The organism is Pedobacter namyangjuensis (assembly GCF_003313325.1).
Lineage (GTDB): Bacteria > Bacteroidota > Bacteroidia > Sphingobacteriales > Sphingobacteriaceae > Pedobacter > Pedobacter namyangjuensis.
The window spans coordinates 998,772-1,018,744 of record NZ_QMHQ01000002.1 but is presented as its reverse complement, the minus strand read 5'-3'; the positions used below and the strand labels follow the sequence as shown (position 1 = coordinate 1,018,744).

At 36.1% G+C, this 19,973-nt stretch carries 19 protein-coding genes; 10 read left to right on the top strand and 9 right to left on the bottom strand.

The window, feature by feature from the left end; all coding sequences use genetic code 11:
- The first annotated feature begins 42 nt into the window (after positions 1-42).
- Both DUT69_RS11590 and DUT69_RS11585 read left to right on the top strand, forming a co-directional pair.
- Positions 43-678: a peroxiredoxin gene (locus DUT69_RS11590; RefSeq protein ID WP_113653374.1), complete on the top strand. Its 636-nt coding sequence runs from the start codon at positions 43-45 to the stop codon at positions 676-678.
- A 139-nt stretch (positions 679-817) separates the two neighbouring features.
- Positions 818-1,015 carry a cold-shock protein gene (locus tag DUT69_RS11585; RefSeq protein WP_113653373.1) on the top strand — a complete coding sequence of 66 codons (198 nt, stop codon included), beginning with the start codon at positions 818-820 and terminating at the stop codon, positions 1,013-1,015.
- A gap of 58 nt (positions 1,016-1,073) precedes the next feature.
- On the opposite strand, the gene DUT69_RS11580 is transcribed toward DUT69_RS11585, so the two are convergent.
- From DUT69_RS11580 to DUT69_RS11550, 7 genes are all read right to left on the bottom strand, one after another.
- Positions 1,074-4,079 (bottom strand): glycosyltransferase family 117 protein, encoded by a 3,006-nt coding sequence (locus DUT69_RS11580; RefSeq protein WP_113653372.1) that lies wholly within the window; start codon positions 4,077-4,079, stop codon positions 1,074-1,076.
- A 97-nt stretch (positions 4,080-4,176) separates the two neighbouring features.
- On the bottom strand, positions 4,177-5,355 hold the full coding sequence (locus tag DUT69_RS11575) for a hypothetical protein (RefSeq protein ID WP_113653371.1): 1,179 nt from the start codon (positions 5,353-5,355) through the stop codon (positions 4,177-4,179).
- Positions 5,356-5,361: 6 nt separating this feature from the next.
- Positions 5,362-6,897 carry a SulP family inorganic anion transporter gene (locus tag DUT69_RS11570; RefSeq protein WP_113653370.1) on the bottom strand — a complete coding sequence of 512 codons (1,536 nt, stop codon included), beginning with the start codon at positions 6,895-6,897 and terminating at the stop codon, positions 5,362-5,364.
- A 2-nt stretch (positions 6,898-6,899) separates the two neighbouring features.
- Entirely contained in the window at positions 6,900-8,174 is a 1,275-nt protein-coding gene (locus tag DUT69_RS11565; protein ID WP_113653369.1) for an aspartate kinase, read from the bottom strand.
- Entirely contained in the window at positions 8,175-8,978 is an 804-nt protein-coding gene (locus DUT69_RS11560; protein ID WP_113653368.1) for a DUF3298 and DUF4163 domain-containing protein, read from the bottom strand. It lies immediately after the preceding gene.
- Between the two features lie 16 nt (positions 8,979-8,994).
- Positions 8,995-9,492 carry a GNAT family N-acetyltransferase gene (locus DUT69_RS11555; protein WP_113653367.1) on the bottom strand — a complete coding sequence of 166 codons (498 nt, stop codon included), beginning with the start codon at positions 9,490-9,492 and terminating at the stop codon, positions 8,995-8,997.
- A 38-nt stretch (positions 9,493-9,530) separates the two neighbouring features.
- Entirely contained in the window at positions 9,531-10,226 is a 696-nt protein-coding gene (locus DUT69_RS11550; RefSeq protein WP_113653366.1) for a YggS family pyridoxal phosphate-dependent enzyme, read from the bottom strand.
- Positions 10,227-10,297: 71 nt separating this feature from the next.
- Between DUT69_RS11550 and DUT69_RS11545 the strand changes: the two genes are divergently transcribed.
- The 8 genes from DUT69_RS11545 (at position 10,298) to DUT69_RS11510 (ending at position 18,417) form a co-directional block, all read left to right on the top strand.
- Positions 10,298-10,906, top strand: a complete 609-nt coding sequence (locus DUT69_RS11545; protein ID WP_113653365.1) for a DUF4296 domain-containing protein — start codon at positions 10,298-10,300, stop codon at positions 10,904-10,906.
- Between the two features lie 6 nt (positions 10,907-10,912).
- On the top strand, positions 10,913-13,282 hold the full coding sequence (locus DUT69_RS11540; RefSeq protein ID WP_113653364.1) for an endonuclease MutS2: 2,370 nt from the start codon (positions 10,913-10,915) through the stop codon (positions 13,280-13,282).
- 43 nt (positions 13,283-13,325) lie between these two features.
- A complete protein-coding gene (locus tag DUT69_RS11535; protein WP_113653363.1) occupies positions 13,326-14,408 on the top strand; it encodes a PQQ-dependent sugar dehydrogenase in 1,083 nt (360 codons plus the stop codon).
- A gap of 142 nt (positions 14,409-14,550) precedes the next feature.
- On the top strand, positions 14,551-15,252 hold the full coding sequence (locus tag DUT69_RS11530) for a CoA transferase subunit A (protein ID WP_113653362.1): 702 nt from the start codon (positions 14,551-14,553) through the stop codon (positions 15,250-15,252).
- A 77-nt stretch (positions 15,253-15,329) separates the two neighbouring features.
- A complete protein-coding gene (locus DUT69_RS11525) occupies positions 15,330-15,989 on the top strand; it encodes a CoA transferase subunit B (protein ID WP_113653361.1) in 660 nt (219 codons plus the stop codon).
- 61 nt (positions 15,990-16,050) lie between these two features.
- Positions 16,051-16,626 (top strand): toxin-antitoxin system YwqK family antitoxin, encoded by a 576-nt coding sequence (locus DUT69_RS11520; protein ID WP_113653360.1) that lies wholly within the window; start codon positions 16,051-16,053, stop codon positions 16,624-16,626.
- A 5-nt stretch (positions 16,627-16,631) separates the two neighbouring features.
- Positions 16,632-17,240: a toxin-antitoxin system YwqK family antitoxin gene (locus DUT69_RS11515; RefSeq protein WP_113653359.1), complete on the top strand. Its 609-nt coding sequence runs from the start codon at positions 16,632-16,634 to the stop codon at positions 17,238-17,240.
- A 13-nt stretch (positions 17,241-17,253) separates the two neighbouring features.
- On the top strand, positions 17,254-18,417 hold the full coding sequence (locus DUT69_RS11510; RefSeq protein ID WP_113653358.1) for a dipeptidase: 1,164 nt from the start codon (positions 17,254-17,256) through the stop codon (positions 18,415-18,417).
- 244 nt (positions 18,418-18,661) lie between these two features.
- On the opposite strand, the gene ung is transcribed toward DUT69_RS11510, so the two are convergent.
- Positions 18,662-19,333, bottom strand: coding sequence for a uracil-DNA glycosylase (gene ung, locus DUT69_RS11505; protein ID WP_113653357.1), 672 nt, complete (start codon positions 19,331-19,333; stop codon positions 18,662-18,664).
- A 2-nt stretch (positions 19,334-19,335) separates the two neighbouring features.
- A complete protein-coding gene (locus DUT69_RS11500; RefSeq protein ID WP_113653356.1) occupies positions 19,336-19,878 on the bottom strand; it encodes a thioredoxin family protein in 543 nt (180 codons plus the stop codon).
- Positions 19,879-19,973: the final 95 nt, after the last annotated feature.

The window sequence follows — 19,973 nt, the reverse complement described above, 5'->3', positions numbered from 1 at the left end:
GTAACTTCATCTTATTATAATTTTATATAAAACAAATACATTATGAGTTTAAGAATTGGAGATACAGCGCCAAACTTTAAGGCAAAAACATCTGTAGGCGATATTGATTTTTACAATTTTTTAGGAGATAGTTGGGGAGTGCTATTTTCTCATCCGGCAGATTACACCCCGGTTTGTACTACCGAGTTGGGCAGAACAGCTTCTTTAAAACCAGAATTTGAGAAAAGAAATGTGAAGGTTCTAGCTTTGAGTGTTGATTCGCCCGAATCGCACAGTGGATGGATAAAAGATATTAACGAAACGCAAAATACAAATGTAGAATTTCCTATTATCGCTGATGAGGATAAATCTATTGCAGATTTGTATGATATGATTCATCCGAATGCTAGCGAGACGATGACGGTTAGGTCACTTTTTGTAATTTCTCCAGATAAAAAGGTTAAATTGATGATTACCTATCCGGCTTCTACGGGCAGAAACTTTACCGAGGTTTTAAGAGTAATAGATTCTTTACAGTTAACAGCAAATTATAGCGTTGCTACACCAGCAGATTGGAAAGATGGAGAGGATGTTATTGTAGTTAACAGCATTAAAACAGAAGATATTCCAGCAAAATTTCCGAAAGGGCATAAGGTTATTAAACCTTATTTAAGGACAACACCACAGCCCAACAAGTAAATATAAGGTGTTATTAATTTGATTTTATACGGAAAAATTGATTTATGAGATAAATTGTTCAAAAATTCATTTTATTTTAATCTTTTTATGATAACTTTATTTAACTAAAACTAAAATTAATTAATACAACAAGATTTTTATGAATACCGGAAAAGTAAAATGGTTTAACACCCAAAAAGGTTATGGTTTTATTGTTTATGATGGCAATAAAGAAATTTTCGTTCACTTTAAAGATGTTGCAGGCGGAATTGACGGGATTAAAGAGAATGACGATGTAGAATTTGAAATTGCTGAAGGCAAAAAAGGCTTACAAGCCGTAAACGTCCAAAAAGCTTAACCGGATCTCTATAAAATTTACAAAAAAAGTCCTTTTTTAACCAAAAAGGACTTTTTTATTAGCCTAAACTTTGCGTAAATCTATTATTATAATCTATAATTTTCTCGTTTAGAAGTTTGTGCAAAGAAGTTTGCTTGCTTTTGTCGGCAATTTCCTGTAAACTTTGCAAAACATACATTCCCCTTTTAATATCGTTTAAGAGATTTATCTGCTGCTCAGGGTTTAAAGATAAAATGTAATCGAATTCTTGAGCCACATATTTTGCAGTTTGCTGACTAATCTCAATAGCCTTCGCATCCATTTTCAGTTGGTTTAGGTTTGCTATTAGCGAAACCTTATTAACGGTATCGCTAATTGACCAATTTCTCAAAGGTAATTCTGACAAACTTTTATCGACTACTTTTTTAGCCATTGCTGTTTGATTCTCTTTAAGCAGATTTTCAGTTAATGTATTAGCGAAACTCCAAGTGCCTTGCAAAACGCGTCTGCTTTCTGGATCTATATATTTAGCAGTTTTGTAGCCTGCAAATTCAAAATTCTGATAGTGTTCAAATGCTAAGTTGTTATTGGTAAGCTCAAATTTGTTTGCCTCTGCTTTTGGTTGCAAGGGCAGTAAACGATAAGTTGAGCCTTCCATGTAAAGATATTTATCTAAGCCAATGTAGCTGTCGCTAGAAATACCTATGCTAAAATAAATAGGTCTCTTCCAATTATTAGTTTGAATAATATCCAACATCGCTAGGTCTGCCTTAAAAGCATTGTTTTTTGGGAAGGTCCACTCCATCTGCGAGGCAATTTTGTCTTCATCAGCTTTGCTAACCGTGTTTGTAGCTAAAATTTGTGCTTTATCAACGCTTAGTTTAAACTTTTTGGTGGGTAAGAAGTTTTCTAAAGTTCCGTCGTTCATTTCAATTTTATCGTCTTTATTGTCTGAGGTTAATACAGCTAATAAATCGCTTAACTCTACACTGTCCTTTAAGCCATAGTCTACATACCTAAAGTAATCTCTAGTACCATCTTTATATTGGTTGTTGGTCATTTTTATAGGTAGCGGAGCAGATTTATCCTGTTGCCTTTTCATTTGATTTAAGTAAGACTCAGAAGATAAGAACTGCAAGTTTACTACCCGAACGTCGGTTCTATAGCCTTCAACCTCTTGTATGTACCAAAGCGGATATGTGTCGTTATCTGCATTTACAAACAGAATTGCATTAGGCTCACAGCTGTTTAGGTAGTTTTTTGCCATTTCTAACGCGGTTGTTTTACCACTTCTATCATGGTCGTTCCAACCTTTAGCAGCCATTAAAACCGGCCCAGCTAATAAACAAACACTCGTTGCAACGGCTAGGCTTAGTTTATTTGAGGCTATTTTTCCCAGTAAATCTTTAACGGATAAAACACCCAAACCTATAAAAATTGCGAATGCATAAAACGAGCCAACATATGCGTAATCCCTTTCCCTAACTTGTAATGGATCTTGGTTGATGTATAGAATTATGGCTATGCCCGTACAGAAGAATAGCGTGGCTACAGTAAATGCGTCTTTTTTATTTTTTCTGTATAAGTGTACAATGCCCAGGATGCCTAAAATTAATGGTAATCCATAAAATAGGTTATAACCTTCGTTTTTGGTTATACTCTCTGGAAGTTTGTTCTGGTTACCTAATCGCATTGCATCTAAAGGTTTAATACCTGATAACCAGTTGCCATCTTGTATATTGCCGTGTCCTTGCACATCATTTTGACGGCCTACAAAATTCCAGAAGAAATAGCGCCAGTACATAAAGCCAACTTGGTAGGTATTAAAGAAGCCGACATTTTGCCAAAAGCTTGGTGTTTCGCCTTCTTCAAGTCCCATCCACGATTGGTAGAAGCGAACATGATCTGGTTTATCGCTGTAAGTTCTGGGGAAAAAGGTATTTTTGTCGTAAATAGATTTGTAGGTTTTTCCTATTTCCTCGTACTTTTTATCGCCTTTGCGGTAGGTTGTTCCCGTTTCTTTTGCATCAATTGGTTTTGACGTATAAAATTGTCCGTAGGCAAGAGGTTTGTCTTCATACTGTTCTCTACTCAGATAGCCGTAAAGCGACATTGGAGAATCTGGATTAGAGAGGTTAATATTTGGTTTTGCATTTGCTCTAATGATGATCATAAAGTAGGAGCTAAAACCGAATAATACAAATACTAAACTCAAAAGACCCAAGTTTAAATTATACTTTGCTTTTTTGATAGAATAATAAATGCCGTAGGCGATTGCCGAGAATAGCACAGCTAAAAAAGTGATGGCACCTATTCCGAAGCCAAATCCAAAATTGTTAACGAATAGCAAATCGCTTTTAGCAGCAAAAAGAACAACATATTGTATAACACCAAACTGAACTATGCCTAATACTAAACAACCAACCGCAAACGCCTTTAATACCCCAAAAAAATTAACTTTATTCGTTTTACGGAAATAATATACCAAAGTAATTGCTGGGATAGATAACAGACTTAACAAGTGCATACCTATAGAAATGCCCACAATAAACGAGATGAACAACAGCCACTTATCATTAAGTTGTTGTTCCCATTTTAAGATAGCCCAAAATACTATAGCAGTGCATAAAGTAGATATTGCATAAACTTCTGCCTCTACCGCCGAAAACCAAAACGTATCTGAAAAAGTATAGGCTAATGCACCAACAGTGCCTGTAGCCATAATCGTTAGGATTTGAACAATGTTCAACGACGCTTCTTTTTTAGTTACGATTTTTAGCGCTATAGCATTAATGCTCCAGAATAGAAACATAACTGTTGCGGCGCTAGATACTACCGAAACAAAGTTTGTCCAATAGGCAACATTGGTTGCATTGTTTCCAGCAAGGATAGAGAATAATCTGCCAATCATTAAGAATAAAGGTGCGCCCGGTTGGTGGCCGACTTCCATTTTAAAAGAAGCAGCGATAAACTCGCCACAATCCCAGAAACTAACAGTTGGCTCCATGCAAAGCCAGTAGACGATTAGTGAAATTGCAAAAACGCAAAAGCCACCGATAAGGTTAACTCGGGTAAAAATTTTCATTTGATTGGTTTTAGGTTAATCAAATGTAATTTAATAGCGTGGTGGCGTCTGTTAAAAGATGTTAAATAATGTTAAAATTAATTCTAACTATTTGATATTAATAGTGTTGCTTAATTTTTGCGAAGATTACAATATATCCATTTTCATTTTTTGTGAACAAGATAAAATTGCTGTCGTGAGGTTTTATTTTATATTTTTTTACCAAATTTTCAGCTCTTTCGGGGTAATTTCTAACGATGACGTTTCCGATGAGTTCTTTGGATTTTTTTAATTCGCTTACTGTAGAAATGTGTTCAATTTCAAATATTCTTCCCAAAAATTCATCATTAAAGTTCTCGCTGAAGTATAATTGGCTATGCTGATGTAGTTTTTGTAAATCAAATTTCTCTGCTACATAATTAAAAGCGCCACTTTTTAACAATGCCACGTCTGGCTCGTACAAAAATCCTTCGGGCACATTAGTTGCAATTTTAGTTGAGGTTTGTAGCGCAGCTATTGGAAAAGTAATTGTTTTAATGCTGTGGTTTAAGGTTGCACAAGTAATTTCTATTTCCCCAATTGGGTCGCGGTCTATTACCCAAAGTATTTCTTTGCACTCATTTTTAACGCTTACAATATGTATTTCGCTTACATTTTTTAATTCACTTAAGCCTGCGCTAATGTCTAATAAAGGAGCAGTTTTTATAACGATGCGCTTTGCTTTTTGTAACCATTCATCCAAATGAACAGTAACATCAGGCGTGCAGTCTTTTAACTTAAAAACTTTTGCGCTTTCGCTTCTCCTGGCGGGATCGATATAAATTGTATCGAAAATGATCTGAGTGTTTTTGAGAAAATCGATTCCATTTTCAGTTAGAACGGTTAGGTTTTCGGCTCCCAAGGTTTTTGCATTATGAGCCGAAATACTAGCTAATTCAGTATTAATCTCGCAACTGTAAACATGCTGGCAATTTTTAGCAAAGAAAAAACTATCTACCCCAAAGCCCGAAGTTAAATCTATTAAATTATCGCCTATGGCAAGATTTGCTTTATACATTGCTGTTTGCTCTGAGGAACACTGCTCGATAGACAACAGTACCGGATAATATATCTTTTCCTGATTGTACCAAGTTGGCAATTTATGTTTGCTTTTCTTTTTTGCCGTAATTTGCCCAGCTAACTCAGCAGAACTGACACCTTCAAAAATCGGCTTTGCCAATGCAATTTTATTAACATCATTATTTTGGTTGTTGTTAATGTAATCCTGTACCGAAGTTTGTAAAATAAGCAGGTTCATGAGTTTTCATTTTTCAATCGCAACGCGATAAGTAGGATCTTCGATAATATTTACTGCAATTACATCATCAGCATTTGCCAGCAACGTGCGGCAGTCGGGGCTTAAATGTGTTAGTTGTAACCTTTTACCAGCTTTTTTATAACGCTCTGTAAGTTTATTCAAGGCATCAATTGCAGACATGTCGCTTACTTTACTTTCTTTAAAATCGATAATAACTTCATCAGGGTCGTTATTTATATCAAATTTTTCGTTAAAAGTTGCAACAGATCCGAAAAACAGCGGTCCGTAAATTTGATAGTTTTTGATGCCCTTTTCGTCGATAAATGCTCTTGCTCTAATCCTTTTTGCGCTTTCCCATGCAAAAACCAGTGCCGAAATAATTACGCCTATTAATACAGCTAAAGCAAGGTTGTGTAGCCAAACCGTAATAACTGCCACGGTAATGCCTACAAAAATATCTTGTTTAGGCATCTTATTGATGATCCGAAAACTCGCCCATTCGAAAGTGCCTATTGCTACCATTATCATTACTCCCGTTAAAGCCGCAATGGGTAATTTGCCAATAAGCGGTGCGCCAAATAAAATGATTGCTAAGATGGTTAATGCAGCTATAATTCCAGATAATCTGGCTCTTGCCCCGGCAGAAAGATTTACAAGTGTTTGCGCAATCATCGGGCAACCGCCCATTCCGAAAAAGAAACCATTTAGCATGTTTGCACTTCCCTGTGCTATAGCTTCCCTGTTCCCATTTCCCTTTGTTCCGGTTATTTCATCTACTAAATTTAAGGTAAGCAAGCCTTCGGTTAAACCAACCGACGCCATAATTAAAGCATAAGGAAATAGGATTTGCAAGGTGTCTAAATTGAATGGTAAATTGGGCAAATGAAAGGGAGGGAAGCCACCACTTACAGATGCAATATCGCTTACCGTTTTAGTTTGGATATTGAAACCTATTACGATTAGAAAAACGACAATTATCGCAATTAGCGAAGAAGGAATAGCTTTACTGATTTTTGGAAATAACTTTACAATGAGGATAGTAAGCGCTACCAATCCAATCATGATATACAGCGGATTACCACTTAGCCATACACTTTCTCCATTAACCGTTGTTTTAAATTGAGAAATTTGCGCCATAAAAATAACAATGGCTAAGCCGTTCACAAAGCCGTACATTACGGGTTGAGGCACTAGTCTTATAAATTTTCCAAATTTAAAAACACCGACTAAAATTTGTAGCATACCAGCCAAGGCCACCGCCGCGAAAACATATTCTAAACCGTGAGATTTCATTAGCGCAATAAGAACAATTACGGTTGCGCCAGCACCGCCAGAAATTAAACCCGGCCTACCACCAAATATTGCAGTAACCAAGCCCATAATAAAAGCTGCATACAAACCCGTTAACGGCGGAAAACCGGCAAGAATTGCAAATGATAAAGATTCAGGCATCATTGTCATAGCAACGGTTAAGCCTGCTAAAATTTCTGTTTTATAGTTTATCTTCTGGCTAAAATCGAAAAAAGCACTTCGGGTTTTCATGCTTACTGAGCTAGGCTTTTGTCTTTCATTACAATTTGGCAGGTATGTCTGCTCTTTACCTCCAATAATACATCTTTATTTACGGTAACACGATCTATGGTTTGTTGGTTGTAGTACCGTATGGTTACCAGTTCTAATCCTTTATTGTATTTAACTTTAAAGGTTTCGGCTAAATCTTCTATTAGTTGTTTAAGTTTTTCCTCATCCAAATCAACACTAACCGAAAAACTGATAGCTGAGTTTAGCATGGTATTAACCTTCACTTTGTTTTTATGAAGGATGCTAAAAATGTGGCTTAAATTCTCTTCAATAATAAACGAAAAATCTTTTGGGAAGATAGAGATCAGCACCTGATTCACCTTGAAAATAAAGGAAGCTACAGGCAAGGGACTTTGAGTGTTTGTTATGGCCGTTCCAATCTCTTTTGGCTCTATAAATGAGCGTACGTAAAGCGGAATAGCTTTGTTTTGTATAGGTTTTATGGTTTTTGGATGGATAACGTTTGCGCCATAATAAGTGAGCTCTATCGCATCATGGTAAGAAAGCTCTTCAATCTTTTCTGTTTCATCAAACCATTTGGGGTCTGCATTTAACACACCTGGAACGTCTTTCCAAATGGTTAAGGAATCTGCATTTAAGCAGGCGCAGAATATAGCAGCCGAATAATCAGAACCATCTCTGCCCAAAGTACTCGTAAAGTTTTCGCTTGTACTGCCTATAAAACCTTGGGTTACCACAATTCCCTGCGCTAAGAAAGAGGGCAAGTGTTTTTGTATTTCCTGTTCTGTTTTTTCCCAAATTACATTTGCTTCGCGATAATTATTATCGGTGTGGATGTAATTTCTTGCGTCTGTCCAAATTGTAAAAATCCCCGTTAGGTTTAAATAAGCGGCAACAATTTTGGTAGACACTAATTCGCCTATGGACACGATTTGATCGTATAAATAAGCAGCAGTATCGTTTGCTTCTTCTTCCAAAAGCCATTCAATTTCAACAAATGTATTGGCTACATCATCGTAAATTGGGTTTTTAGCATCTTCAAACAACGTAGAGATTACATCGAAATGGAAGGCTTTCACTTCATCAAAAATTTCATGCACGCTTTCATCGCCTTTAACATAAGCCCAAGTTAATTCTTCTAACTTATTGGTTATCTTGCCCATTGCAGAAACCACAATCAACAAATTATTTGCAGGATAATCTTTTACAATTGTTGCTAAATTTTTAATACCTGATGCATCTTTTACAGAAGCACCGCCAAATTTGAATACTTGCATCTATTTTTGAGAACTTAAAATTGTATTTGGTTTTGCAATTTCTTTAATCGCCGCAAAGGGTATAACCAACTCTGTAGTGCCAAAAGCGTAGGCCTTAATTTCGTAGGGGTTGTAAAGAAAAACTAAGCCTTTATCGCTTACGTAATAATTTTCTGATAACGAAAATTTATCATCCAAGAAAAAATACTTTCCTGAAAGCGTTTCAGTAGGGCTTAATTTTTCATTTTTTCTGAAAATTCCTTCCGCTATGCTTAATAATTTAGCTCTATTGCTCTTATCAATTAACGAATCTAAAGTAATTTGCGTGTTTGTTTTCGGGTTGTAGTTAATATAGGAGATATTGGAATTTCCATGTGCACCGCCAACATAATCTGAATGCTGGTAACGCAAAGCGATATAATTTTCGGTTTGTTTAAGCACATTGATATCAATTAACAAAAACCAATGTTGTGGCGTATCCTTATTCTCTGCAAAGAAAGCGTCATATCCGCTAATAAAGCTTTTGGCAATTTCCGGGTAAGTAATTAGCTTTTCTTCCTTGCCATAAAAGTCAGTTACCTTGCGCTGTATTAGCGTATTAAGCGTGTCGTTTTTAAAAACAGGGTAGGTGACAACAGCTTTTGCAGTATCTACAATTTGCCGGGTATTGATTATATTTTTACTATAAACCTTTACAGAATCATAAGTATAGGTTAAGGTATCTGCAATTGCCGTTGTGCTGTTTTTTGTATCGGTGTCTTTTTTCTCGTTACGACAAGAAACAAGTACGCTAATTAACAAAACAAATAGGGTTATTTTTTTCATGATAGCTAGTTTAATTTTATCGGGCTAATTCAAAGCCATCGATCTGTTCTTTAGAAAAAGATGCATTTAGCCAACCTTCTTCAATTCTTGCTGCGTATTTATTATAGAAGTTTAAGGCTGGTTCGTTCCAGTCTAAAACTTGCCAAACCATACCGCTGTAATTACCATTTTTAGTCTCTTCCATTACTTTTTCGAAAAGCATTTTGCCAATTCCTTTACCTCGATACTCTTCCGTTACTATAAAATCTTCTAGATATAAACGACAGCCTTTCCAAGTTGAGTATCTGGTATAAAACAAAGCAAAGCCAACAATCTCACCGTCAAAGGTCTCTCCTAACGGAGAAGGGAGCTCCGCTACAAAGGCCTTCCAAACCGGATTATTGCCGAAACCAGCGTCAATAAATTGCGCTAACGTAACGGTAACCTCTTCTGGAGCTTTTTCATAAAGCGCCAATTCATTAATTAGCTCCAACAATCTTGCGCAATCTTCTTTCTTAGCAACTCGTATATTCATTTATTTAACTCTAAACTTCAATTTTTAGCTCTTAACTGTTACTCTTTCTCGGCTTTCCAATGTTTAATTACTCGTTTTCCGAATATGTTGCTTCCTATTCTAACCATTGTGCTTCCTTCTGCCACAGCAATTTTATAGTCTGCAGACATGCCCATTGATATTTCCTTAAACGAATCCTCTTTTCTAAAAAAGCTTAGTTTAATTCCATTAAAGAGCACCTTTAGTTCCTGAAACTCGGCACGGGTCTGTAGCTCTGATCCATTATTTGTGGCAATGCCCATTAAACCAACAATTCTAACATTTTTTAAACTTTCAAATTCTTCCGAACGAAGTAGCTCGATAGCTTCATCAAAGCCTAGGCCAAATTTGGTATCCTCATCAGCTATATAAATTTGTAACAAGCAATCTATTACTCGCTTATTTTTAGCAGCTTGTTTATCAATTTCCTTGAGCAGTTTTATACTATCAACTGATTCTATGAGTTTAACAAATGGAGCTATATATTTAACTTTATTCGTTTGTAAATGCCCAATTAAATGCCAGTCGATATCTGTAGGCAACTGCGCTTGTTTATCAACCATTTCTTGCACAAGGTTTTCGCCAAAAATCCTTTGCCCTGCATTGTAAGCTTCCAATGCGGCATCAGCCGGATGGTTTTTAGAGACAGCTACAAGTTTAACCCCCGCTGCGTCTAATTCATTTTTATATTTCAATAAGTTATCTGCAATGCTCATTTATCAGTATTTTTGGTAAAATTAACAACCTTAGCGCAAATTGGCTAAGAAATAGAAGAGTTTTATAAATAATGAAGAGATTTTTTGCTTTGGTTGCTGTAGTCACTTTGCTATATGCTTGCAAACCAGGTATTCCTAAAGATGTACTCCAGCCAGATAAAATGCAGTCGATTTTATATGATATGCATTTGGTTGATGGTTATATTACTGGTTTTTCTAGTCAGGACAGTGCGAAAAAAGTTGCTGCTACCTACTATAAAGCTATTTACAAAAAGTTTGGAGTAGATTCGGCACAATACAATAGAAGCTTAGACTACTATTACAAAAAGCCTACGTTGTTTAAGCAGATTTACGATAGCGTAACCGCTAAGCTTAGCGTACTTAAAGATGAGACGGTATCTTCGATATCAGCAGATGTAGAACACAACTTTAAAGGTGTTTTTGATGCAAGCGTAAAAGACAGCACGCAGTATGATCCTACTTTAAGTAGAAAATACAATTATCGTTACCTGGTTAGTCAGAAGTATGGTAACATCTATAAATCGCCAACGGTTTACAGCCAAATTAATATACAAAGTACTACAACGCCAACGGCAACAAACGGATCAACCGTTCCGGTAGCTACAGCAGATACTACATTAACCACGGTTACAGAGCCAGAGCTAAAACCAAAACAATAACAAATTATGTTATACCCTGAGAATTGCCAAGAAAGGTTAGGCTTTAACGAGGTTAGGCAAATGGTTCATCAACATTGTTTAAGTACAATGGGGCAAGCATTAGTTAATAAGATGCAGGTAATGACCAAGTTTGACCAAATTAATAAGTTTTTAAGGCAAACAAGTGAATTTAAAACCATACTCGAAAATCAAGAACCGCTACAGATAAGTACTTTTTTTGATATAAAAATACTTGCCGATAAAATTAAGGTAGAAGGCGCTTATTTAATGGAAGATGAACTCTTCCAAATTTACGCTTCGTTACAAACTGTTTTTTCTGTTATCAGATTTTTTGATGAGCGAAAAGAAATCTATCCAAATCTGGAAGCGCTTTTTGAACATCTTCCGATAGAAAAAGACATCCTTAAAAAGATAGAAAAAGTATTGGATGCCAAAGGTAAAATGAAACCAAATGCATCTGTCGAATTACAAAATATTACAAGCGAAATTGCCAAAGGCGAGCAGGATGTACGCAAAAGGATGGATTCCATTTACAAAATGGCTTTAGGTAAAAACTGGGTAGCCGATGGAAGCCTAACTATCAGAGATGGTAGAATGTGTATTCCGATTTTGGCAGAAAATAAACGTAAGCTTAAAGGTTTTATACATGATGAATCTGCCAGCGGACAAACGGTTTACCTAGAACCAGAAGAGGTTTTTACACTTAATAATAGGCTCCGGGATTTAGAGTTTGACAGGCGACGGGAAATAATTAAAATTTTAATTGCTTTAACAACCGAACTTAGACCATATACGCCGCTTTTGCTCTCTTACCATGGTTTTTTAACGAAGTTAGATTTTGTTAGGGCTAAAGCTTTGTTTGCAATCGATATACAGGCCAGTATGCCGAAGTTATTGAAAGAGCCCAAAACAAAGTTAATGAATGCTCGCCATCCGCTTTTATTACTTTCGTTTGCGAAAGAACAGAAATCGGTAGTTCCCTTAAATATTCAGTTAAATGAAAACGTAAGGGTTGTTCTGGTTTCGGGGCCAAATGCAGGTGGTAAATCTGTTTGTATGAAAACTGTTGGTTTGTTGCAAATGATGTTGCAGACTGGACTATTAGTTCCGGTTGATGAGAATAGCGAGATGGGTATTTTCGATCAGATTTTTGCAGATATAGGCGACGATCAATCGATTGAGTCTGATTTGAGTACTTACAGCGCTCATTTAACTAAAATGCGATATTTTGTTGCCCATGCAACACCAAAAACCTTGGTTTTAATTGACGAGTTTGGTACAGGCACAGATCCGCAGTTTGGTGGACCAATGGCCGAGGCAGTTTTAGAAGTGTTAAACACGAAAAAGGTTCGCGGTGTAATTACAACACATTATTCGAATCTTAAACTTTTTGCCGGCAGTACCGATGGATTGGAAAATGCATCAATGTTATTTGATAACAGTAAAATGAAACCGCTGTATGTATTAGACATTGGAAAACCAGGTAGCTCTTATGCATTTGAAATTGCGCAAAATATAGGCTTGCAAGACGAGGTACTTAAATTGGCAAAGGCTAAAACTGGTGCAAGCCAAAATAGCATAGATAGTTTGTTGGTTGATCTAGAAAAAGAAAAACGCCAGATTCACGAAAGTAAAATTCAACTTGCAAACCAACAGAACAAAGTTAAAAACCTGGTAAGCGAAAATGAAAAGCTCAAACTTTTCTTAGAGGAGAACAAAAAAGTATTAATTAAAGAAGCTAAGCTGGAAGCGCAAAACATTATTAAAGATGCGAATAAGCTAGTTGAAAACACAATAGCGGAAATTAAAGAGAAACAGGCTGATAAAGTTGTAACCAAACAGCTTCGTCAGAACTTGCAACAGAGTTTGATTAAAAATGAAGTTAGAGAGGAGAAAAAACCTGTAGTAAAGTTTGACGACTCGGCAATTGAAGTGGGGGATTGGGTACAGTTGAACAATGCTGAAACGACGGGGCAAGTTTTAGAAATTAATAGAGATAACTTGGTCTTAGCTTTAGGAGATCTTCGTTCTGTGGTAAAACGTAATCGAGTTAAAAAAATCAGTAACCGTCAAGCAAAAAAAGTTGTACAAAGCAATTCATTTTCAGGTAGAATGGTTGATGCAATTACAAACTTTAAAGCAGAGCTGGATTTAAGAGGAATGCGTGGCGAAAATGCGGTGCAAGAAGTAGAGAACTACATGGATAAAGCGATTATGCTGGGTTTTACCTCTATAAAATTAATCCACGGTAAAGGCGATGGTATTTTAAGGAAATTGATACGGGAGCATTTAAAAAAATACAAAGAGGTTAAAAGTTTAGAAGATGAGCATGCAGACAGGGGCGGCGACGGTATTACCTATGTTAATTTAGCCTAAAACCTTATAGCTGTAACGTTGTTATAATTAAAACGTTACAGCTATGAAAACACTGTTAAACTGCCTATTATTAGTTTTGTTATTTGCGGGTTGCAAAAAAGACAATAACAACGAAAATCCAGATTTGGGAGATGTTGAATTAAAAACGAGAGTTATTACTTCTAGTCTTGCTAATCCTTGGGAAATTATTTACGGACCCGATAATTTTATTTGGGTTACAGAAAAAGCTGGCAAAATAAGTAGAATTAATCCAGCAAACGGGCAGGTCAATAGCTTAATAACAATAAGCGAAGTTAGGGTTAGTGGCGAAGGAGGCTTACTTGGAATGGTGCTGCACCCAGATTTTCCGAATACACCTTTTCTTTATGTTTTTTATAACTATGGTACTTCATACAGAGGTAAAATAGTTCGTTATAGTTATAATAATGGCACGCTTATCAATCCTCAAATATTATTAGACAATATTCCAGCAGCTTCAACACATAATGGATCGAGGCTATTAATTAACGCAAATAAATTATACGTCACCACTGGTGATGCCGCGGATACTTCAACACCTCAAAATGTAAATTCTTTAGCGGGTAAAGTGTTACGACTAAATTTGGATGGCACAATACCCTCGGATAACCCCATTCCAAATAACGCAATGTGGTCGCTCGGACACCGCAATGCGCAAGGTCTTGTATTTGTTGGTAATAAATTATTTTCATCAGAACACGGCCCAGATTCAGATGATGAGATCAATATTATTGAAAAAGGAAGAAATTACGGATGGCCAACGGTAAAAGGTCTGTGTAACGAAACTAACGAAACAGGTTTTTGTAGCACAAATAATGTAGTAGAGCCGTTAATAGCTTGGACACCAACAATTGCACCTAGCGGAATGACTTTTTATAATTCAGACTATATTCCGCAATTCAAAAATTCGTTGTTGTTATCATTATTAAAAGATAGCAAACTTATGCAGTTAAAATTAAATGCTGATCAAAGCAAAATCGAATCAACCAAGAATTTTTACGTCAATGAATTTGGCAGATTGAGAGCTATTACGCAATCGCCAGAAGGTAAGATTTACATCTGCACTTCTAACGGAAGCAACGATAAAATTATAGAAATAAGTAAATAATATAAACAATGTTTTAAGGTGCTTCAATTAGTTTTGAGGTACCTTTTTTATTTCACTTAGTGTATTTTTTACATCTAACCAAAGGCCTCGCAAACTTGCAAAGCGCATATTATCTTCCTATTTTAGCCCAAAACAGTATAAAATGATTAATAAAGTTGTATCGAACGCCGACGAAGCGATTAAAGATATTGCTAACGGACACACACTTATGTTAGGTGGTTTCGGACTTTGCGGTATTCCTGAAAATTGTATCGCTGCTTTGGTTAAAAAAGGTGTTAAAGATTTAACCTGCATATCCAATAACGCTGGTGTAGACGGTTTCGGAATCGGATTAATGTTAGAAACCAGACAGGTGAAAAAAATGATTTCTTCGTATGTTGGAGAAAATGCCGAGTTTGAGCGCCAATTATTAAGTGGCGAACTTGAAGTGGAGCTTATACCACAAGGTACATTGGCGACACGTTGTTTGGCTGCTGGCTACGGTATTCCAGCAATATTTACACCGGCCGGTGTGGGTACAGAGGTAGCCGACGGAAAAGAAACCAGAAATTTTAGCGGTAAAGACTACTTGATGGAATATGCTTTTGATGCCGATTTCGCATTGGTGAAAGCTTGGAAGGGCGATACGGCCGGGAATCTTATTTTCCGTTCTACTAGTAGAAATTTTAATCCAATTATGGCTATGGCCGGAAAAGTTACCATTGCCGAAGTTGAAGAGTTGGTGCAAGCTGGCGAGCTAGATCCAGATCATATACATACACCGGGCGTTTACGTACACAGGATTTTTCAAGGTGAAGCCTATGAGAAAAGAATTGAACAGAGAACGGTTAGGAAAAAGGATTAAGGAATAAGGAACAAACATTAAAGATCGTTTTACAATTCACTTAGTGCCTTAATACCTTTGTGGTTAAAAAGAATAAAATGTTAGACAAAAACGGAATAGCGAAACGAATCGCTAAAGAAATAAAAGACGGTTACTACGTAAATTTAGGCATAGGCATACCAACCTTGGTTGCAAATTATATTCCTAACGGGATAAATGTAGAGTTGCAATCAGAAAATGGATTATTGGGTATGGGTCCATTTCCTTTTGAGGGAGAAGAAGATCCAGATTTGATAAATGCGGGCAAACAGACCATAACTACCTTGCCAGGCTCATCTATCTTCGATTCGGCAATGAGTTTCGGAATGATCAGAGCGCAGAAAATAGACCTGACAATTCTAGGAGCAATGGAAGTTTCTGAAAATGGGGATATCGCCAATTGGAAAATTCCGGGTAAAATGGTAAAAGGAATGGGGGGTGCAATGGATTTAGTGGCATCAGCTAAAAATATTATCGTAGCTATGCAACATATAAATAAAGCAGGCGAAAGTAAATTGTTGCCTGCCTGCACTTTGCCTTTAACCGGCGTAAAATGTATTAAGAAAATTGTTACGGAATTAGCCGTTTTAGATGTTTTGCCAGAGGGAGGTTTCAAATTGTTAGAAAGAGCACCTGGTGTGTCTGTAGATTTTATAAAGCAATCTACCGCTGGTAAACTTGTGGTAGAAGGCGAGATATTAGAAATGCTAATCGATTAGTCGTTTGTGCGAATCCTTATTTTTTGCTAAATTGGGTTTGCACAAATGTTATTAAATTTCCATGAAAAAAATCCTGCTGATTTTATGCTTCGCTATGTTAGTAAGTACGCTGAGCGCACAGGTTAAGCCACTATATTTTTACGGCGATTCTATAATTGCAGATTCTACAAAAGCGACTTCTTACGGCGTATTCGGTAAACTTAGTCAAGAAAATATTTATGTACTTAAGGTTTATGATTTCTTCGACAATTTAATTCAAACCGGAACATACAAAGATGATAGTCTAAAGGTGCCTCATGGAAAGTTCAATTATTACATGCAAGTTGATGATTTTAACGAAGAAAATGGAACTTTTTTTTATTTAAAAGAAAGTTCTCGGTTTTTAAGTGAACTAGGTTCTTTCAATAATGGATTTAAAACAGGCAGATGGATAAGCTTTTATCCAGATGGAAAAATTTTTGCTATTGTAAATTATGTAAATGGGCTTAAACAGGGCGAATATAAAAAGTTTGATAGAAAAGGGCGTACATTGGTGGAAGGTCAATATTTACTTGACCTAGAAGATGGAACCTGGAAATTGGGTAAATATAAACAGGTTAATTTTGTTGAAGGTAGAGTTAGGTCTGCCACAAACTAAATAAAATGATAAAAAAAATACTTTTAACTTTTGTGTTGGCGCTATCAGTAACACTTTGCATCGGGCAGGCAAAGCCGATCTATTTTTATGGCGACAAGATTACAACAGATAAAGATAAAATAACCTCTTATGGTATCTACGGCAAATTAAGTACAGAAGATATATGGACTTTTAAACGGTTTGACCTTTACGACAATTTGTTGCAAACCGGGTCTTACGCAGATTCGCTTTTAACTATTCCACATGGTAAATTTATTTTTTACGGAGATATCCAGGCCTTCAATAATTTAAATCTTACTACTTATAGAATAAAAAATAAATTTAGGTATACCGCTCAAGAGGGCAATTTCGTAAATGGATTGGAACAAGGTCCTTGGTATAACTATTATCCTGATGGTAACATCCTTAGTGTGCAAAATTTTAAAGACGGCAAATTAAATGGATTATTTGTTTCTAGAGACAGGTACGGAAAAGACATTATTACCGGCAACTTTGTTAATGGCGAAAAGGATGGCGAATGGCGTTTTGAAAAGGAAAAAAGATTAGATGTTTTTGAAGCAGGAATATTAAAATCCTCAACCTATATCAAAAAAGAAAAGAAATCGAACAATTAGTAAATCCATTTTTATGAAAAAATTGTTGTTTGTTTCTTTTCTCGCTACCGTATTTAACTATGCTTACGCTCAGAGCACTACACCTCAGATTCATGAAACTGCAGTTGTAGTAGATACACACGGCGATATTATGTTCAATCAGATAAAGTCTGGCATCGATATTGGCAAGTTGCAAAAAACCGGAAACTTTGACTTAGTAAGGGCGAAACAAGGCGGTTTAGATGTTCAGGTCTTCTCCATCTGGTGCGACCATCTTGGCGGTTATCCAATCGCAAACCAGCAAATAGATTCACTTTATAGTTTGATTAGCCGTTATCCATCAAAAATCACTTTAGTTTCAAATGCGCAAGAGCTAAGCAAAGCAGTTGCGGATGGCAAATTGGCTGCAATGATAGGGGTAGAAGGCGGGCACATGATCGAAAATAACCTCAGCTATATAGATAAATTAGCAAAGCGAGGAATGATTTACCTGACCCTTACTTGGAACAACAGTACTCCTTGGGCAAGTTCTGCAGCCGAAGAGACTTCTGGAAAAGTTAAGCGTGAAAATGCCGGGCTAAATGCTTTTGGCAAAAAGGTTGTGGCCAGATTGAATAAACTTCGTGTAATGGTAGATTTATCGCATGTAGGCGAAAAGACATTTTTCGATGCAATTACATTATCTAAAAAACCCGTATTAGTTTCTCATAGCTCTGTATATGCCTTAAATCCTGTTGCTCGAAATCTAAAAGACGAACAGATAAAGGCAGTTGGCAAAAATGGAGGATTAATTTCGTTGAATTTTTACAGCGGATTTTTAGACTCAACTTACAACACTAAACAAAAAGCCTTCTTTGCTAAATATAATGATGAACTTAAACTGCTGAGTTCTAAATATGGTCGTAGTAATGCGATAGACACTCTAATAGCGTTCCACCCAAAAGATGCTGATGCCACTCGTCCGAGTATTGAATTGCTAATCGATCACATCGATTACATTGTAAAATTAATTGGCATAGACCATGTTGGTTTAGGTGCAGATTTCGACGGTGCCGAATCTTTTCCGCTAGGCATTAACAGTATAGCCGACTATCCTAAAATAACTTCGGCTTTGCTAAAAAGAGGTTATAACGAAGCCGATATTAAAAAAATATTAGGCGAGAATTTTATTAGGGTTCTTAAAGCTAATCGAGGGTGATTTACTTCTTATAAAAGCTTATTTTTTATATTTTAAAATATTTCCTAGGGTTAAAAAACTTTTATCAATCATATTTATAATTTTAAAAATGATCGATAGGGATTCTAATTTATGATTTTGTTTTCAAAAGCCGTACACTACTATATATTTTCTAATTGATTTAACGATGTGATTTTTTAATACAATACTTAGTTTTGCTAAATTGTGTTAGGTTGTTTTTTAACAAAAACTAATAAAACGAAACCTAAACCTGCCAATCAATCGGAGTTAAACCTTGTTTCTCTAACAGCTGATTTGTGGTTGAAAAATGCTTTGAACCGAAAAAACCGTTATATGCAGAGAGAGGTGAAGGATGGGCGGTTTTAAGCACATAGTGTTTTTTAGTATCGATCAAAACTTCCTTTTGCTGTGCAAATCTTCCCCAAAGCAAAAAAACAATACCACTACGTTCTTTAGATAAAGTAGAAATTACCTGGTTGGTAAAAGTTTCCCATCCTCGTTTTTGGTGAGAAGCAGCTTCGTTTGCCCTAACGGTTAAAGTTGCATTTAACAACAAAACACCCTGATCAGCCCATGAAGTTAAATCGCCATGCAAAGGTGTTTTAAATCCGGAAAAATCCTCGGCCAATTCTTTGTACATATTCCTTAAAGATGGCGGAACTGGAATACCACGTTGTACCGAAAAGGATAAGCCATGAGCCTGACCTTGACCATGATAAGGATCTTGGCCTAAAATAACCACTTTTACCTTATTGAAAGGAGTGTGGTTAAACGCGTTAAAAATGTCAGCGTTTTTCGGATAAACAACAAATCCTTTTTGCTTTTCTTCCAGCAAAAAGGATTTTAAGTTTTTCATGTATGGTTTTTCGAGTTCATTTCCTAAAACTTTCAACCATCCAGGTTCTAAACTAGCCATGCTTACTTTGTTTTAGCTGTTGCAGTTTTTGGCTTTGCTGCCAAAGCTTTCAACATGTCTTTTTCTAAGGTTTCTGTAGGTCGTTCTGTAATTCTCCCAACTTCAACATCTTTTTTATCGTAGAAAATAAAGGTGGGAACACGAGTAATATTCAAACCATCAATTAAGCCGTTTTCAGCCTGTTTTGTTCCGTCAACAGCAATAATTCTAATTTTATCTTCGGCAACTTTTAAATCGTCCATAATTTTTAAAAAATTCGGAACCTGATATTTGCTATCTCCGCACCATGTGCCCAAAACAATGGTAACTTTTTTGCCTTTAATAAGTTTTCCTAACTCTTCCAAAGAAGTAGAATCGGTTTTATAGTTAGCATAGTTGGCATCGTAACTTGCTTTAAATTCTGGGAAAGTAACTAATCCTTCTCTTGTGCAATTATTTAGCATAACTTGTTTGTGTCTATTTGGGTCTTCAATTTTTTTGTTTAGTTCTTGTGCACCAGCATTTAACGCAAATAATAGCACCAATCCAGTAAGTATGTTTTTCATAAATAAATTTAATTTTGTTTAATAGACTAATCTAACGTCAAATAGTTTAAGCTATTAGGCATGATAACCTTTACCTATTTCAGCTCAATTTTTGA

Bases quoted from the DNA above. Each gene is read 5' to 3' on its own strand.
- DUT69_RS11530 (WP_113653362.1), top strand. From the start codon at position 14,551: ATGATTAATAAAGTTGTATCGAACGCCGACGAAGCGATTAAAGATATT.
- DUT69_RS11575 (WP_113653371.1), bottom strand. From the start codon at position 5,355: ATGAACCTGCTTATTTTACAAACTTCGGTACAGGATTACATTAACAAC.
- DUT69_RS11515 (WP_113653359.1), top strand. From the start codon at position 16,632: ATGATAAAAAAAATACTTTTAACTTTTGTGTTGGCGCTATCAGTAACA.
- DUT69_RS11590 (WP_113653374.1), top strand. From the start codon at position 43: ATGAGTTTAAGAATTGGAGATACAGCGCCAAACTTTAAGGCAAAAACA.
- DUT69_RS11570 (WP_113653370.1), bottom strand. From the start codon at position 6,897: ATGAAAACCCGAAGTGCTTTTTTCGATTTTAGCCAGAAGATAAACTAT.
- DUT69_RS11560 (WP_113653368.1), bottom strand. From the start codon at position 8,978: ATGAAAAAAATAACCCTATTTGTTTTGTTAATTAGCGTACTTGTTTCT.
- DUT69_RS11580 (WP_113653372.1), bottom strand. From the start codon at position 4,079: ATGAAAATTTTTACCCGAGTTAACCTTATCGGTGGCTTTTGCGTTTTT.
- DUT69_RS11520 (WP_113653360.1), top strand. From the start codon at position 16,051: ATGAAAAAAATCCTGCTGATTTTATGCTTCGCTATGTTAGTAAGTACG.
- DUT69_RS11545 (WP_113653365.1), top strand. From the start codon at position 10,298: ATGAAGAGATTTTTTGCTTTGGTTGCTGTAGTCACTTTGCTATATGCT.
- ung (WP_113653357.1), bottom strand. From the start codon at position 19,333: ATGGCTAGTTTAGAACCTGGATGGTTGAAAGTTTTAGGAAATGAACTC.
- DUT69_RS11555 (WP_113653367.1), bottom strand. From the start codon at position 9,492: ATGAATATACGAGTTGCTAAGAAAGAAGATTGCGCAAGATTGTTGGAG.
- DUT69_RS11510 (WP_113653358.1), top strand. From the start codon at position 17,254: ATGAAAAAATTGTTGTTTGTTTCTTTTCTCGCTACCGTATTTAACTAT.
- DUT69_RS11565 (WP_113653369.1), bottom strand. From the start codon at position 8,174: ATGCAAGTATTCAAATTTGGCGGTGCTTCTGTAAAAGATGCATCAGGT.
- DUT69_RS11550 (WP_113653366.1), bottom strand. From the start codon at position 10,226: ATGAGCATTGCAGATAACTTATTGAAATATAAAAATGAATTAGACGCA.
- DUT69_RS11540 (WP_113653364.1), top strand. From the start codon at position 10,913: ATGTTATACCCTGAGAATTGCCAAGAAAGGTTAGGCTTTAACGAGGTT.
- DUT69_RS11500 (WP_113653356.1), bottom strand. From the start codon at position 19,878: ATGAAAAACATACTTACTGGATTGGTGCTATTATTTGCGTTAAATGCT.
- DUT69_RS11525 (WP_113653361.1), top strand. From the start codon at position 15,330: ATGTTAGACAAAAACGGAATAGCGAAACGAATCGCTAAAGAAATAAAA.
- DUT69_RS11535 (WP_113653363.1), top strand. From the start codon at position 13,326: ATGAAAACACTGTTAAACTGCCTATTATTAGTTTTGTTATTTGCGGGT.
- DUT69_RS11585 (WP_113653373.1), top strand. From the start codon at position 818: ATGAATACCGGAAAAGTAAAATGGTTTAACACCCAAAAAGGTTATGGT.